We start from the raw sequence: 15,574 nt of genomic DNA on the forward strand, positions 1-15,574 counted from the left end.
CTCAGGTCGCTTTGGGTTCCTCCACGACCAGAGAAACGCCTTCAATGCGCACCACCTTGACCAAGGTGCCCTCAGGCAAGTCCGGTCCGCGTACCCGCCACACCGTATCATCGATGTTGAGTGAGCCTTGCCCCTGCTCGATCGGCGCGCGCAAGATGAAGGTGCGCCCAATATAGCGGCTGCCCCTTTGATTGAGCATCTCATCGCCTTCATTCTTGGAGCGGCTTGAAGCCCACTTCCGGCCGACAATCAACGTTGTCAGAGAAAGAACGCCGAACAGAAACACCATCCACTGCCAGGTCAGGTCCACGAACATGGCGAGCACGCCAACCATAATGGCAGCAATGGCGAACCACAAGAACACGAACCCCGGGGCTATGATTTCCAGCCCCAGGAGGATCAACCCAAGAACCCACCAAGTGTAGGGTCCAAGATAGTCAACGATATCACGCATGAGCTTCTTTATTCCTCGGAGGAACCGACATTCGGCACAGAGCGTGCGCGGCGGCGTTCCTCACGTGCTTGCTCATTAAAGATGTCCTTGCTGATCTCCGCAATACCGCCAAGAGAACCAATCAGCGAAGAGGCCTCCATTGGCATCATGATGGTCTTTTGGTTTGGAGACTTGGCAAGCTCACCGAAGGCTTCAACATACTTGGTGGCAATGAAGTAGTTCACGGCACCCATGTCACCCTCGGCAATCGCCTTGGATACCAGCTCTGTTGCCTTTGCTTCGGCTTCCGCCAGACGTTCACGCGCTTCAGCATCCCGGAACGCAGCTTGCTGGCGACCTTCAGCTTCAAGGATGAGTGACTGCTTCACACCTTCCGCCTTGTTGATCTCGGCCTGACGGTCACCTTCAGCTTCCAGAATAGCCGCGCGTTTTTCACGTTCGGCCTTCATTTGGCGTCCCATCGCTTCCACGAGATCAGCAGGCGGATTGATATCCTTGATCTCGATGCGCGTCACCTTAACGCCCCATGGCTCGGCCGCAGCGTCTACAACGCGCAAAAGCTGAGCGTTGATCGTGTCACGGTTGGACAACAGCTCATCAAGATCCATGGATCCCATAACGCTACGGATATTGGTCATGGTCAGGTTCAAGATTGCATTCTGCAGACCAAGAACCTCGTAGGCCGCGCGCGCTGCGTCCACAACCTGATAGAATGTCACGCCATCTGCCGTGATCGTGGCATTGTCCCTTGTGATGACTTCCTGTGCAGGCACGTCCAGCACCTGTTCCATCATGTTCAGCTTGTGACCGATGCGATCCAGGAACGGGATGATCAGGTTAAGGCCGGGCTTCAAGGTCGTGCGATACTTACCAAAACGCTCAACTGTGTAGTTGAAGCCCTGCGGCACAGTCTTCACACCCGCCAAGATTACGAGGATGATCAACCCAACCAGAATAAGGAGGGTTATGTTAATTCCAAGAACGTCCATTGTAGCTTGCCCCTAACGCAGCGTATTTTTCCGGAGGCACCCTACACGCAATTCAAGACAAAAAAAACGCCTGCAACCGCTTTCCGATTGCAGACGCCACAACTTGGTAAATACGCCGGTTCAGGCCCAGCCTTGCAGCTCCCGCCGCACAACTGTCTCGATCACCTTCATGCCCAAATCGCTGTCATTGAGGCATGGGATATGGGTGAATTCCTCACCGCCATTTTCCTCAAAGATTTCCGCAGCCTCACCGGCAATTTCCTCAAGCGTTTCCAAACAATCGGAGACGAAACCCGGCTCCATCACCGCAATGCGCTTGACGCCATCCTGGGCCAGCTTCTCGACCGTCTTGTCCGTATAGGGCTGCAACCACTCTTCCGGCCCAAAACGGGACTGGAATGTCACTCGAAGTTTGTCCTTGTCCCAACCCAGCTTCTCACGCATCAACCGCGTGGTCTTCATGCAGTGGCAGTGATAGGGGTCGCCCTTCTTGAAATAGCTCTGCGGAATGCCGTGGTACGAAGTCAGAACCACATCCGGCTCGTGTTCCAGCTCAGAAAGCTTGCGCTTTACCGATTCCGCCAGGGCATCCACATAGGTTTCGTCGTCATGGTACGGCGGCACCGTGCGGATCGCGGGTTGCCAGCGCATTTCCATAAGCGCGCGGAACACTTCGTCGTTCACCGTCGCCGTTGTGGACGCTGCATACTGCGGGTAAAGCGGAAACACCAGAATGCGGTCACAGCCCTGTTCTTTCAGGTTGGCAAGCCGTGATTTGATGGAGGGGTTGCCATAGCGCATGGCCCAATCCACAACCACATTGGGAAACTCTTTTCCAAAGCTCTCAGCCAGTTGGTCAGATTGGCTGCGTGTGATGGTTCGCAGCGGACTTTCGTCCAGCTCCTTGTTCCAGATTTCCTCATAGGCCTTACCGGACTTTTGCGGCCTCTTGGACAGCACGATCCCGTAAAGGATTGGGTACCACAGCAGCTTGGGCCACTCGATGACGCGTTTGTCGGTCAAAAACTCGGCCAGATAGCGCCGCATCGGCCAATAGGAAGTCCCGTCAGGAGTACCCAAATTCACCAGCAGCACACCAACCTTGCCGAACTTTACAGGCGGATGGTCCTTCACATGCGGAATTTGCCCCTCAGCGGGCCGTTCTTTTTCTAATGCTTCCATCTCAGCGACCATTGTGCACCCATCATCATAAAAACACGTAGCTTACATAGGCTTAAATGCTTTTTTGACGAGAGCACAACCGGTCGCAAGTCAGAAAAACTTATTGGTAACCCGCTAAAACTAATGACTGGTGTAAAACGGAGCAGCGCTCCGCCTCACCAACTCAGTTGTCTATTGGGCGCTCGTCTGCAATCACTTTGCCATCGTTGGGCAAAGACCCGACGTCAACCAACTTCACGCTGCCAGAAAGGCCGGTATGCTCACGCAGCGACGCCTGAATGCGCGCATCCAGCCCGTCATCAGCCTGTTCTGTTTCCACGGAAAGCTCCATGTGGTCCTGTTCCCCTTGGCGCAACACCGTAAGGCGCACCCTGCGAATCTCCGCATGGGCGTTCTTCACCCGCGCCACCTGTGCCGGGTCAACAAACATGCCCTTCACCTTGGTGCGTTGGTCGGCCCGGCCCATCCAGCCTTTGATACGCATGTTAGTGCGCCCACAAGATGATACGCCCGGCAGCACGGCGGAAAGATCTCCGGTCGCAAACCGGATCAAGGGGTAGTCCTTGTTGAGCGTGGTCACAACCAGCTCCCCCACTTCCCCTTGGGCGACAGGATCGTCTGTTCCCGGACGCACGATTTCAACGATGTAATCCTCGTTGACCACCATGCCTTCCATGGCCTCACTTTCATAGGCAATCACGCCAAGATCTGCGGTCGCGTAGCACTGGCTCACCTTAACGCCACGGCGGGCATACTCCTCACGTAAGGATGGATAAAGCGCACCACCGGACACCAGACCCAGCTTCAAAAAGCCAAGCTCAACACCCAGCTCCTCAGCTCGGTCCATGATGACCTTCAGATAGTCCGGTGTGCCCGTGTAGGCTTTTGGCTTCAGCGCTGCCATGGCCTGCACCTGCAAATCCGTGTTGCCAATGCCCGCTGGAAACACGGTGCAGCCCATCGCGCGGGCGCTGTAATCTAGAATGAACCCGCCGGGCGTCATGTGATAGGACAGGGCGTTGTGGACCAGATCCCCCGGGCGCACACCTGCTGCAAAAAGCGCGCGGGCGCCAGCCCATGGGTCGCTCCCGCCCGCTTGCGGCTCCCAAATCGGGCCGGGCGACATGAAAACACGCTCAAAGGCGGTTGGCGCAACGGTGGTATACCCTCCGAGCGGCGGACGCTTTTCCTGCGCTTCAAGGAGCGACGACTTGCGCAAAACCGGCAGGCTTCCAAGCGCTTCACGGCTCGTTACAGAAGCAGGGTCAATGCCTGCCAAATGCTCTTGCCAACCCTCTGCCGTTTCCAAGGCATGGGCGATCAATTCAGGTAACCGCGCGAAAAGCTCGGCTTCTCGTGCCTCGGGACTGCGTGTTTCACGCTCATCGAAGTGCTGTGGGTTCATCATCCCCTCCTGGCCTTTTCAGTCTCATCGGGGGCAGAAAGCTCCGCCCCCAGGGGATGATGAGAAGAGCTGTTTTACTGCAGCCCCACGACGTCGACCACGCCGCCATCACATCCCGGTTTTGCCTTTGGCGCCGCTTTCAGCAAGTCTCTCAGCGGCATGCCGAACTCCAGATCACCAGCAAGGTTGACCCGCAGTTCCGTGATCAAGGTGCGCCCACCATCTTCAGCGCAGACCAGAGACACGCGGTCTCCAGCCCCCGGACCAAAGGCGGAGTCAAACGCCCGGCGGACTTCATCTCCGCCCACATAGTCACCCAGATTGCGAACAAACAAATCCCGCACACCGGACAGGTTCACCTGCGCCAGCAAGTTGATGGACTCGCGATAGTAAGCTTCCGCATCCGGACCGAAACAGGTGCCGTGCTTTACCCACTCATACCGATCGAGATGAGAGGCAACACCGGGCATGATGTGGCCAAGGGTGCGCGCTGTATCCTCACTCAGCTCCAGTGAGGGCAGCTCATCCCAATGGCCTTGTTCCGCCAACCGACGATAGCCTCTTGGCACATCGCAGTAGACGTTGCTGCGTGGCTGTGGCCACAAGCCATGCAGCGAGAAATTCTCCGCATCAATCCGCATGCTTGTCTGCGTCTGACACTCCAGTTTGTCGGGCCGTGTTTCGCAAAAACCCGGCTGCCAGCTCACCGCCAGCACATAGTCCGATTTCCCGGTTGCCGAGCCGGAGATCGGCGTAAACCGTCCGTCATCCTCAACAACCACCGTTCGAATGCCACAGGCCACCGGAACCCAGCGCTGTTCGGGGTCAGCGCCCTCGATGCGCACCAGAAAATGGGTCGCTTCATCCTTGTTCTTGGCCACCACATGGTAGGCCCGTCCCTGCTCCACATAAACGGAACCCGGATTGGTTTCCTTGCGAAGCGATTGGTAAGCAGGACACACATCTTCCGCGATGAAATAGCCATCCAACGGGATTTGTGCCCCGGCCTGTGCGGCCATCAGACTCGTGCTTGTCGCCATTGCGATCTGCGTGAGTATTTTCATCGAAATCTCCGATCTGTCCCTCTGCCAGAGAGTCTCTGAGCTTTCCGATTGAACCTCAATACAGACACAAGCGTCATCCGGTTTAAAACGTGGATTACTTCCCTTAGGCGAGCCAGCGCTTGCGGCGTTTATAGTGCTTCACATCGCGGAAAGACCTGCGCCCTTCCCCGCCGACACCAAGGTAAAACTCCTTCACGTCCTCGTTCTCCCGTAAGGCTGATGCCTCACCGTCCAGCACGATCCGACCGGCCTCCATGATGTAGCCGTAGGTGGCGTACTTCAGCGCCACGTTGGTGTTCTGCTCCGCCAGAAGGAAGGACACACCCTCGTTCTTGTTGAGCTTCTTCACAATCTCGAAGATTTCCTCCACCAGCTGCGGTGCCAACCCCATGGAAGGCTCGTCCAGAAGGATCATCTCCGGGCGGCTCATCAGGGCACGGCCCACCGCACACATTTGCTGCTCGCCGCCGGATGTGTAGCCCGCCTGCGAAGACCGGCGCTCTTTCAAGCGCGGGAAGTACTCATAGACCATCTCCAAATCACGGCGCACCTCGTGGTAACCGTCTTTTCGGGTGTAAGCTCCGGTCAATAGATTGTCTTCAATGGAGAGGTGGCCAAAACAGTGGCGTCCTTCCATCACCTGAATGCAGCCCCGCCGCACCAGCGCGTTGGGCGAAAGCGCCTGCACCTGTTCGCCATGGAACTCGATGGAGCCTTTGGTCACTTCACCGCGTTCGGCCTGCAACAGGTTGGAAATGGCTTTCAGTGTCGTCGTCTTGCCCGCGCCGTTGGCACCCAGCAGCGCCACGATGCCGCCTTTGGGCACTGTCAGGGAAACGCCTTTGAGCACCAGAACCACGTGATCATAAATCACTTCGATGTTGTTCACGGACAGAATGGTCTCCGTCACATCCTGTTGTCCCGCCGGTGTCTGCGTCGCGTGTGCGCTTGCTGTCATCTTCCTGTTCCCGACCTGCCCTGTGTTGCTTTGGGTTATGGGCACCGGGTGAAAACCACCCGGTGCAGCTGTCGCAAAGTGTGCCTTATTCGCAAGGCAGACTGTCACGCGTCGGCCAAGGCGCGTTGTTCTGCGCGTATTCAGCGGCCTTTTCCTTTTCGAGAGGCTCAATGGAGGCCCGGTCAGGCTTCAGGAGATCACTCGCCTGAACGAACTTCGCGCCATCCCACTCAAGCATCCAAGCACCGCCGTGACCGGTATGGTTGGTGCAGCTCATCTGGAATGGAGCAACCATGCCACTCATGCCAATCTCACTGAGCAGCTCCTCAGTGATGTTGAGGTTCTCAAGACCCCAACGCAGCTGCTCGGCGTTGACGGCACCCACATCGAAATGCTTCTGCGCCGTCTTGATCGCTTCAGTCAGGAACATCGACATCACAACACCGCGTTGATAGAAGATCTTGTCCATGTCAGACGCGTCTTCGATCATGGAGTTACCGGCATCAACCACATGGGTTTTGATCTCGTCGATGACAGGGAAATTGCCCGGTGCATTCCAGCTGATGGACTTGTACCCCTTGGCCTTGTCGCCCAGCGCAAGCAGGTCATCATCAGAGCCGGACCACCACACGCCCACGAACTTATCCATCGGGAAGCGGGTTTTCGCTGCCTCTGTCAGAGCGCCGGCATTCATTGCGCCCCAGCCCCACATGACAACCCAATCCGGGCGTTCGCGGCGGATCTGCAGCCACTGCGCTGACTGGTTCTGCATTTCCTTCAGACCAACCGGCACCGGCACCAGCTCAAAGCCGTACTGCTCAGCGTACTTCTCAAGCAGCGGCAGCGGCTCTTTGCCGAATGGATGGTCCAGGTGCAGCAGCACGATCTTCTGGCCTTCCAGCGAGTTCATGTCACCATCGCTGATGTAGTTCATGATCATGGACGCCCCGTCCCAATAGGACACCGGCGGATTGAAGGCCCATGCGAAGGTCTCACCGTCAGACATCGGCGAGAAGCCGTAGCCCGGAGCCAGAATTGGAATACGGTCCACATTGGTACGCGGCAGCACCTGCAGAGTGATACCGGTAGACCATGGCTGGGTCACAATGGCGTTTGCCTTGGTCTTCTCGTAGCACTCAACACCCTTGTTGGTGTTGTAGCCGGTCTCGCACTCTTCAAAGTCAACCATGACACCGCCAACACCACCGTCTCGGGCGTTGAGCATGTTCACATAGTCCCGCTGGCCGTTCATCAGCGGAATGCCAGTCGCTGCAAACGGTCCGGTGCGATAGGACATGTTCGGGGTATACATGGTCTCTGCAGCGACGCTTGTCACGCCAACGCCAAGAGCCAGACCTCCAGCGGCGAGCATGGCGCCGATTTTGGAAAATTTAGTCATTCTCTCCTCCACTTTTCCGATCCTCCAACCGGAGATGCCATTCCGTCAGATCCTGCGTTTTCGCGTTTTCGATCAGTGCGGATAAGGCCAAATGATGAGCTTCTCGCGGATCAGCGCCCAGAAGCGCGCCAGCCCGTGCGGCTCAACAATCAAGAACATGATGATAAGGGCGCCCACGATCATGTCGTTCACATGTTCCATGGTCGCAGAGTTGATGCTGATGCCGAGGGTCTCCGGCAGCACGTTCAACACCACCGGCAGCGCCACAATCAGGATCGCTCCGAGGAAGTTGCCCAGAATGCTGCCCAGGCCGCCAATGATGGCGATGAACAGGATCTGGAAGCTCAGCGGAATATCGAAAAGGTTTGGTTCCGCCGCGCCTTTCCAGAAGAACACCAGCAGCGCGCCCGCAATGCCCACCACATAGGAGCTCACGGCAAAGGCGGTCAGCTTGGCGCGCATCAGGTTGATGCCCACCAGTTCCGCTGCAATGTCCATGTCACGCACAGCCTTCCACATGCGGCCATAGCGGCCCCGCGTCAGGTTGATCATGGCAAAACAGATGATGGTCACCACAGCCAGCACGAAGTAGTACTGCGTCACGGGTGAAGCGGTAGGGCCGGTCACCACGATCCCGAAGAACTCCATGGTCCGCACTTCAATGGCGCCGGAGGCATTGTAGTTGTAAAGCCATGCCCACTTCTCGAAGAGCCACACCAGAAAGAACTGCGAGGCCAGTGTGGCAATCGCCAGATAGAAGCCTTTGATGCGCAGCGATGGAAGCCCAAACGCGACCCCCACCGCGGCCGAGAACAAACCCGACAGCGCCAGCGCCACAAGCACGTTCATCTCCGGAAAGATGGTTGTCAGCTTGTAGCAAGCATAAGCACCAACCCCCATGAACCCTGCAGTGCCCAATGAAAGCTGTCCCGCAAAGCCAGTGAGGATGTTGAGCCCCATGGCCGCAAGCGAGTAGATCAGCACCGGCACAAGCAGGGCCTTGAAAGTGAATTCCGAAGCGGTCAGCGGGAACACCACGTAGGCCGCCACCAGAATGACCATCAAGAGCCAGGCATCCTGTTTGACAGGAAACAGCGCCTGATCGCTTTCGTAAGAGGTCTTGAACTGCCCTGAAGTTCTGTAAAGCATTGTCAGCCCTCCTTACACGCGCTCAATGATGCGCTCGCCGAACAGCCCTTGCGGACGGAACAACAGCACAAGCAGCGCAAGAATGAAGGCAAACCAAGTCTCCGTGTTGCCACCAAGGAACGGCTGCCCCCAGTAGATCTCGAAGAGCTTTTCCAGAATGCCAATGGCCAAACCACCCACGATGGCACCTGCGACGGATTCCAGGCCTCCCAGCATGAGAACCGGCAGAGCCTTGTAGGCAATCACCTCCAGCGCGAACGAGACCCCCGCACGGGCACCCCAGACCACACCGGTCGCAAGCGCAATCACCCCGGCAATGAACCAGACAATTACCCAGATGGTTGAAAGGGAAATCCCGACGGAAAGGGCGGCCTGGTGGTCATCCCCCAATGCACGGATCGCACGGCCCATGGACGAACGGTTCAGGAACGTGATCAGCGCAATCACCAGCAGAACTGCCATGATCACAGCCGTCAGGTCCTTTTGCTCAATCAGCACGAAACCATCGAACGGGTAGAACTCGAAAGCACCTGTAGGTATGCCCAGCGCTTCGGTGATCATCACCTTGTTCTCACCGCCAAAGACGAATTCGCCAAAGCCGATCAGGAACAGGGTTACACCAATGGTCGCCATGAACAAGATGATGTCCGGCTGGCCCACCAGCGGGCGCAGCACAACGCGTTCCACGCCAACGGCAAGCACATACATCACCCCAAGGGTCAAGGGCACGGCCAACCACGCAGGCACACCATTTTCATGAAGGCCTACAAGGGTCAGCGCGGCGAACACCACCATGATGCCTTGGGCAAAGTTGAAGATACGCGAGGATTTGAAGATCAACACGAAACCCAGTGCGATCAGGGCGTAAAGCACCCCTGAAACAAGTCCCTCCCACAAGACCTGCAACACAAAATCTGGCGCTTCCACCATCTGCACGAACGGGTCAATCAGTACATCGTAAAAAATTTCCACGGTTCCCCCCAGGCCTCAGTGCGAAACGCCCAAATAGGCATCAATAACTTCTTGATTACTTTGAACTTCTTCCGGAGGTCCGTCGGCAATCTTACGACCGTAGTCCAGCACCACAACGCGGTCGGAAAGATCCATCACCACGCCCATGTCATGCTCGATCAGAGCAATCGTGGTGCCAAGCTGGTCATTCACATCCAGAATGAAGCGGCTCATGTCCTCCTTCTCTTCAAGGTTCATGCCCGCCATGGGCTCATCCAGAAGCAGAAGGTCCGGCTCCATTGCCAGCGCACGCGCCAGCTCCACGCGCTTTTGCAGGCCATAGGGCAGCTTGCCCACGGGCGTGCGGCGAATGTGCTGGATTTCGAGAAAGTCGATGATTTCCTCCACCTTCTTGCGGTGCTCAATCTCTTCGTTGCGCGCCGGACCGTAGTAGAGGATCTGCCAGAACATGTTGCTCTTCATGCGCGTCGCACGACCGGCCATGATGTTGTCCAGCGTCGACATGCCCTTGAACAGCGCCACGTTTTGGAACGTGCGTGCAATGCCCTGAGACACTGCCAGATGCGGCTTCATGGACCGGCGAGTCTTGCCGTTGAAGGTGATTTTGCCTTCCTGTGGCTGGTAGAACCCGTTGATCACGTTGAGCATTGAGGTCTTGCCAGCACCGTTCGGGCCAATGATGGCGCGGATTTCCCCCTTCATGATGTTGAAGGAGATGTTTGTGATCGCCTTCACACCGCCGAAGGACAAGGACACGTTCTCAAGGTCGAGAAGAACCTCAGGTTCTTTTGCCGTGGTCGCCGCGTTGGAACGTGTTTCAGGTGTTACGAGCATGTTCATTCTGCTGCCTCCTGATAGGCTCCAGCGCCCTCTGGCGGATAAACGGCCAGATCCCGGATCTCCACATCCGCCTTGATCGTGCCTTTGCGGCCGTCTTCAAAGCTCATTTCCGTCACCACGTGCTTGTGAGTGGAGCCGTCGTAGAACGCTTCGATAAGCGGCGCATAGCGGTCAGCGATAAATGTGCGGCGCACCTTCTGTGTCCGGGTCAGTTCGCCATCGTCCGCATCCAGCTCCTTGTGCAGCACAAGGAAACGGGAGATCTGCGATCCGGCCATCATGGGCTCTTTCGCCAAATCCCGGTTCACCTGCTCCACATTCTCCTTGATCATGTCATAGACCTTGGGGTGGGCGGCCAGCTCCTGATAGGAGGCATAGGCAATGTTGTTGCGCTCCGCCCAGTTGCCAACGGCAATCAGGTCGATGTTGATGAACACACACACGAAGTCGCGCTCATGACCAAAGGCCACCGCTTCCTTGATGTTTGGGAAAAACTTGAGCTTGTTCTCCAGGTACTTGGGCGCAAACATCGCCCCATTGGTCAGTTTGCCAACATCCTTCGCACGGTCGATGATCTTCAGGTGACCGTTCTCAAGAAAGATGCCCGCGTCCCCGGTCTTCACCCAGCCCTCGGCATCCTTTGTGCTGGCGGTTGCTTCTTCATTCTTGAAGTAGGCCTTGAACGAGCCCGGCGACCGGTAAAGCACCTCGCCATTTTCGGCGATCTTGATCTCCACATCCTTGAACGGCACGCCCACCGTATCCGGATAGATCTCCCCATCCGGCTGGCTGGTGATGTAAACAGACGATTCCGTCTGGCCGTAAAGCTGCTTCAGATTAAGGCCCATGGAACGGTAGAACTTGAAGATCTCCGGCCCGATCGCCTCACCGGCCGTGTAAGCCACCTTGATGCGCGAAAAGCCCATCTGGTTCTTAAGCGGCCCATAGACGAAGAACTCACCCAGCGCATACAGCAGGCGATCCTTTAAGCTCACCTTCTCGCCGTTCAAGATGTCTTCACCTACCTGGTTTGCAACGCCAAGGAAGTACTCGAACATCTTTTTCTTGGTCTTGCTGGCATCTTCCATGCGCACCATCACGTGGGTCAAAAGCCCCTCAAAAACGCGAGGTGGCGCGAAGAAGTATGTCGGTGAGATTTCCTTGCGGTCCGTCAGCACGGTTTCCATGCTTTCCGGGCAGTTCACGCAATAGCCAGCACAATAAGCCTGCGCCAACGAGAACACGTGGTCGCCTACCCATGCCATCGGCAGATACGCCAGCACATCTTCGGTATGGTCCAGATGGTCGAACTCGTTGGCATTCCGCGCAGAAATGATGAGATTGTCATAGGTCAGCATCACGCCCTTCGGGCGACCGGTGGTCCCGGAGGTGTAAAGCATGACGCCCACATCCCCGCCAGCGACCTGCTCTGCCTCCTCACGCCACCTTTGTTCCAGCAGCGGGTCTGCTGCCAGCATCTGAGCGCCGATTTCTTGAACATGCTTGATGGAACTCAGGCGTTTGCGGTCATAGTCACGCAGACCCTTTGGATCATCGTAGAGGATGTGCTCCATCTGGTTCAGTTCGCCGGAGATTTCCAGGACCTTGTCGACCTGTTCCTGATCCTCGACGACGGCAAATCTGGCCTCGGCATGGTTGAGCACATACGCCATCTCTTCAGCGATCGAGTCCGCATAAAGCGGAACAGGCACTCCTCCCAGGGCCTGTACGGCCACCATGGACCAATAGAGCTGCGGCCGGTTGGCACCGATCACGGCAACTTTGTCGCCCGCAACGCAGCCCAATTGCTTCAACCCCAGGGACAGGGCGCGCACTTCCTCCAGCACATCAGCCCAAGTCCAGGTTTGCCAGATGCCGAAGTCCTTCTCACGCACGGCAGGGCGTTGGCCATACACGCGGGCGTTGTAGAACAAGATCTTCGGAAAGGTGTCCCCACCATTGACAGGCGGCTCAGCCATCGTTCCTCCCAGAATGCTTCAGCTGTTTGCCAGCTTTTCAGTTCTTCTAATCCTCTAGGGAAGCCGCCGCCCATTGGCGGTTTTTGCAAGTCTCCCTCTTGCAAAGTGGCCTCCGATCAAATGTTTAGCATAAAGGCTAGTAGTCTTTCATTTCGCCAATATGAGAAGATTATTACGAATTGTTTCAGTTGCACCGCAACAACCAAAGAATGCAATAACTTAATTCATCCGCCGGTAGACTAACGTATGACGAATTCTAGAAGAGTGAGCGACTGCACAACGGAAGTCTCGCAGTTAGACCTGCTTCAGGCATCTCTGGACCACATCAACCAGGGTTTCAGTGTGTTTGATGCGGATCTGCGCCTCGTGGCCGCAAACAGCATCCTGTTCGAGATGCTGGACTTCCCCGACAGGCTTCAAGCAAGAGGAACTCATCTCTCTGAATTCCTAAGGGTAAATGCTGAGAGAGGCGAATACGGTGACGGCGATATCGAAGCGCAAATCTCGCGGCGTGTCGAACGCGCTGCCCGGTTCGAACCCCATGCGTTTGAACGCAAACGCCCCAGCGGGCAGATCATTTCGATTCGGGGCGGCCCGCTTCCCAATGGTGGGTTCGTCACCACCTACACCGACGTCACGCGTGAACGACAGCACCAGCAGCAGCTGGAACGCACCGTTCAAGAGCGCACCCGCGCCTTGCAGCAGAGTGAGGACTGGCTGCGCCTCGTCACAGACAACATCCCCGCGCTGGTGTGTTACATCGCGCCCGGACCGGTTTACCGGTTCGCCAACGCCCCCTACGCCGTTTGGTTTGACCACACCCCCGCGTCAATCATGGGCAAGTCCGTCGAAACTGTCGTTGGTACCGATCTTTTTGCCCGCATGGGCCCAATCATCGAAAAGGCCCTGTCCGGCCAGGTGGTCAACTTCGAGTACGCCCGCACCAACCGCAAGGGCGAGCACATCACCATGCGCTCCACCTTGGTACCGGACCGCACCGCTGATGGCCGTTGCCTGGGCTGTTTTGTGCTGTCCATTGATGCTTCAGAGCAAAAGGAAAGCGAAAACCGCCTGTTGCAATCCCAGCGCATGGAAGCCGTTGGCCAGCTTACGGGCGGGCTCTCTCATGACTTCAACAATCTGCTTTCCATCATCATCGGCAACGGCCTCAGTTTGAACCGCAAGGCGGCGCAAGGCCCGTTGGCCCATGACGAGGTCGAGCGCTATACACGGCCCATCCTGCAAGCGGCCAACCGGGGGGCCGACCTCACCAAGCGCTTGCTTGCCTTCGCCCGCGGCGGTTCCCAAGAACATCAACCCACGCAGCTGTGCAGGGCCTTGCAGCACGCTCAACAACTGGTAGAGGGCTCTCTGCCCAAAGCCATCAAGGTGCAGTTCAACCTGCCTGCTGACCCGCTCATGGCCGCTGTCGACCCGACACTCTTCGACAACGCCGTGGTCAACTTGGCCCTCAACACACGGGATGCCATGCCCGGCGGCGGAGCGCTGACGGTCACCTTAAGCGCGGTTAATCTGAGCGGCGAAACAGCAAAAGTCCTCAACCTACCCGTCGGCGACTATGCGGAGCTGGAGGTTCTGGATGAAGGCGCGGGCCTTTCCGACGGCGCGCTGAAGCAGGCCTTCGAGCCGTTTTTCACCACCAAGACCTTCGGCAACTCCAGCGGCCTTGGGCTCTCCATGGTCTATGGCTTTGCAAAACAGGCAGGCGGCACCGTTCGCATCAGCAACCGGGAGGATCGCAGCGGCGCCCGCGTCCAGATCCTGTTGCCCATTCTTGCCAAGACCACCGACCAACCGCTCCCCCGGCCCACCGGCACGACGGCCCGGCGTGTGGGGCATGGCGAGCTTATCATCATCGTGGAGGACGAGCCGGATCTCGCCGCCATTCTCACCGAGCAAGTCTCAGCCCTCGGCTTTTCGGCGATCCTTGCAGAAGATGGCCGGGATGCCTTGGAACTGGTGCGCACCCTTCCAGAAGTGCGCGGCCTTCTTTCCGATATCATCATGCCCGAAGGCTTGAACGGAATTGAACTGGCTAACCAGATAGCCAACGAGAAGTCAGGCATAGGAATCATACTGATGACCGGGTACAATACTGAAACACCAGTAGAAATTCCCCGCGACCTCAGAATTTTGAGAAAGCCTTTTGATGAGGCCACTTTGAGCTCAGCCCTTTTGGAGATCCTGTCATGATGGCCGAAGACGCCGCAAAGACCCGCCAGCTCTCAAGGGGCCAGCCGCTCGTCTATCTGGTGGATGACGAGGTAGAGATTTGCGCCCTTCTCAGCGACACCTTGCAATCCTATGGGTTCCAGACGGCCATCTTCCATGCGGGGCATGAGGCGTACAACGCCATTGCGGACACACCCCCGGCAATGCTCATCATTGACCTTGGCCTGCCCGATATTGATGGCATGGCGCTGATCGAGCGCATCCGCGAAAAGACCTCTGTCCCGATCCTCGTCCTGTCTGCCCGCACCCATGCGTCTGACCGCGTCATAGGCCTGGAACTCGGCGCAGATGACTATGTGTGCAAGCCTTTCGACCCGCGGGAGATTGTCGCCAGAGCCCGCTCCTTGCTGCGCCGGGCAACGCCAACCGCGCCCAAAACGGAGACCGGCAAACGCCGGGCGCAATTTGCAGGCTGGCAGTTTGAGCCAGACTCCCACCTGCTCCGCACCCCGCAGGGCGAAGAGAGCTTTCTCTCCACCGGTGAGTCCGTTCTGCTGCAGGCGCTGCTCTCCGCTCCCCGCCGGGTCCTTTCCCGGGATCAACTGCTGGAATACGGCGGCAACGATGAAAGCATGGACCGCTCTATCGACGTCCGCATCTCCCGCATCCGGAAAAAACTCAACAGCAGTGACACCGGCGCACTCATTCGCACCGTTTACGGCTCAGGATACATGCTTACCGCAGATGTGCGATGGATCACCTAGCTGATCTATGCACGTCCATCATGCCTGTCATACATAATAGAAGCTACTCACCCTCTTAAAAAGCAAGTAAACACACCCCATATACGCAGCGCTTCAAATCACCTGCGCGTGAAGACTTCGTTTCAGATCAATCCCTAAAATAAAAACCGGATTTATCGTGACACGGATCACAGCAGATGCCTGCGGTTTTCTTATTATGGTTCTCATAGCCCAGCAGAAAGGAGCG

General features: G+C 57.0%; 13 protein-coding genes. 2 read left to right on the plus strand and 11 right to left on the minus strand.

Annotated elements, in window-relative coordinates; all coding sequences use genetic code 11:
* Position 1 precedes the first annotated feature (1 nt).
* The 11 genes from Q3Y58_RS14185 to Q3Y58_RS14235 form a co-directional block, all read right to left on the minus strand.
* Positions 2-454, minus strand: coding sequence for an NfeD family protein (locus tag Q3Y58_RS14185; protein ID WP_319622683.1), 453 nt, complete (start codon positions 452-454; stop codon positions 2-4).
* An 8-nt stretch (positions 455-462) separates the two neighbouring features.
* On the minus strand, positions 463-1,443 hold the full coding sequence (locus tag Q3Y58_RS14190; protein ID WP_274219987.1) for an SPFH domain-containing protein: 981 nt from the start codon (positions 1,441-1,443) through the stop codon (positions 463-465).
* A 120-nt stretch (positions 1,444-1,563) separates the two neighbouring features.
* Positions 1,564-2,625 (minus strand): ferrochelatase, encoded by a 1,062-nt coding sequence (hemH, locus tag Q3Y58_RS14195; protein ID WP_319622684.1) that lies wholly within the window; start codon positions 2,623-2,625, stop codon positions 1,564-1,566.
* A 163-nt stretch (positions 2,626-2,788) separates the two neighbouring features.
* A complete protein-coding gene (locus tag Q3Y58_RS14200; RefSeq protein ID WP_319622685.1) occupies positions 2,789-4,030 on the minus strand; it encodes a phenylacetate--CoA ligase family protein in 1,242 nt (413 codons plus the stop codon).
* A gap of 74 nt (positions 4,031-4,104) precedes the next feature.
* Positions 4,105-5,094: a ribonuclease T2 family protein gene (locus Q3Y58_RS14205; protein ID WP_319622686.1), complete on the minus strand. Its 990-nt coding sequence runs from the start codon at positions 5,092-5,094 to the stop codon at positions 4,105-4,107.
* Between the two features lie 103 nt (positions 5,095-5,197).
* Complete coding sequence (locus tag Q3Y58_RS14210) at positions 5,198-6,052, minus strand: ABC transporter ATP-binding protein (protein WP_274219984.1); 855 nt, start codon at positions 6,050-6,052, stop codon at positions 5,198-5,200.
* Between the two features lie 85 nt (positions 6,053-6,137).
* The gene (locus Q3Y58_RS14215) at positions 6,138-7,451 is read right to left on the minus strand and encodes an ABC transporter substrate-binding protein (RefSeq protein ID WP_274219983.1); all 1,314 of its coding nucleotides are present in this window, start codon (positions 7,449-7,451) and stop codon (positions 6,138-6,140) included.
* 72 nt (positions 7,452-7,523) lie between these two features.
* Positions 7,524-8,600 carry a branched-chain amino acid ABC transporter permease gene (locus Q3Y58_RS14220; protein WP_274219982.1) on the minus strand — a complete coding sequence of 359 codons (1,077 nt, stop codon included), beginning with the start codon at positions 8,598-8,600 and terminating at the stop codon, positions 7,524-7,526.
* A 12-nt stretch (positions 8,601-8,612) separates the two neighbouring features.
* Entirely contained in the window at positions 8,613-9,572 is a 960-nt protein-coding gene (locus Q3Y58_RS14225) for a branched-chain amino acid ABC transporter permease (protein ID WP_319622687.1), read from the minus strand.
* A gap of 15 nt (positions 9,573-9,587) precedes the next feature.
* Complete coding sequence (locus tag Q3Y58_RS14230; protein WP_319622688.1) at positions 9,588-10,412, minus strand: ABC transporter ATP-binding protein; 825 nt, start codon at positions 10,410-10,412, stop codon at positions 9,588-9,590.
* Complete coding sequence (locus Q3Y58_RS14235; RefSeq protein ID WP_319622689.1) at positions 10,409-12,391, minus strand: AMP-binding protein; 1,983 nt, start codon at positions 12,389-12,391, stop codon at positions 10,409-10,411. The genes Q3Y58_RS14230 and Q3Y58_RS14235 overlap by 4 nt, the downstream gene beginning before the upstream one ends.
* 246 nt (positions 12,392-12,637) lie before the next feature.
* Here Q3Y58_RS14235 and Q3Y58_RS14240 point away from each other — a divergent pair, with 246 nt between their 5' ends.
* Together Q3Y58_RS14240 and Q3Y58_RS14245 are read left to right on the plus strand one after the other, a co-directional pair.
* The gene (locus Q3Y58_RS14240) at positions 12,638-14,605 is read left to right on the plus strand and encodes a PAS-domain containing protein (RefSeq protein ID WP_319622690.1); all 1,968 of its coding nucleotides are present in this window, start codon (positions 12,638-12,640) and stop codon (positions 14,603-14,605) included.
* Complete coding sequence (locus tag Q3Y58_RS14245; RefSeq protein WP_319622691.1) at positions 14,602-15,348, plus strand: response regulator transcription factor; 747 nt, start codon at positions 14,602-14,604, stop codon at positions 15,346-15,348. Before Q3Y58_RS14240 ends, Q3Y58_RS14245 begins: the two co-directional genes overlap by 4 nt.
* Positions 15,349-15,574 lie beyond the last annotated feature (226 nt).

This window comes from Nesiotobacter zosterae (assembly GCF_033843645.1).
Taxonomy (GTDB): Bacteria; Pseudomonadota; Alphaproteobacteria; order Rhizobiales; family Stappiaceae; genus Pseudovibrio; species Pseudovibrio zosterae.

Bases quoted from the DNA above. Each gene is read 5' to 3' on its own strand.
- Q3Y58_RS14185 (WP_319622683.1), bottom strand. From the start codon at position 454: ATGCGTGATATCGTTGACTATCTTGGACCCTACACTTGGTGGGTTCTT.
- Q3Y58_RS14190 (WP_274219987.1), bottom strand. From the start codon at position 1,443: ATGGACGTTCTTGGAATTAACATAACCCTCCTTATTCTGGTTGGGTTG.
- hemH (WP_319622684.1), bottom strand. From the start codon at position 2,625: ATGGAAGCATTAGAAAAAGAACGGCCCGCTGAGGGGCAAATTCCGCAT.
- Q3Y58_RS14200 (WP_319622685.1), bottom strand. From the start codon at position 4,030: ATGAACCCACAGCACTTCGATGAGCGTGAAACACGCAGTCCCGAGGCA.
- Q3Y58_RS14205 (WP_319622686.1), bottom strand. From the start codon at position 5,094: ATGAAAATACTCACGCAGATCGCAATGGCGACAAGCACGAGTCTGATG.
- Q3Y58_RS14210 (WP_274219984.1), bottom strand. From the start codon at position 6,052: ATGACAGCAAGCGCACACGCGACGCAGACACCGGCGGGACAACAGGAT.
- Q3Y58_RS14215 (WP_274219983.1), bottom strand. From the start codon at position 7,451: ATGACTAAATTTTCCAAAATCGGCGCCATGCTCGCCGCTGGAGGTCTG.
- Q3Y58_RS14220 (WP_274219982.1), bottom strand. From the start codon at position 8,600: ATGCTTTACAGAACTTCAGGGCAGTTCAAGACCTCTTACGAAAGCGAT.
- Q3Y58_RS14230 (WP_319622688.1), bottom strand. From the start codon at position 10,412: ATGAACATGCTCGTAACACCTGAAACACGTTCCAACGCGGCGACCACG.
- Q3Y58_RS14235 (WP_319622689.1), bottom strand. From the start codon at position 12,391: ATGGCTGAGCCGCCTGTCAATGGTGGGGACACCTTTCCGAAGATCTTG.
- Q3Y58_RS14240 (WP_319622690.1), top strand. From the start codon at position 12,638: ATGACGAATTCTAGAAGAGTGAGCGACTGCACAACGGAAGTCTCGCAG.
- Q3Y58_RS14245 (WP_319622691.1), top strand. From the start codon at position 14,602: ATGATGGCCGAAGACGCCGCAAAGACCCGCCAGCTCTCAAGGGGCCAG.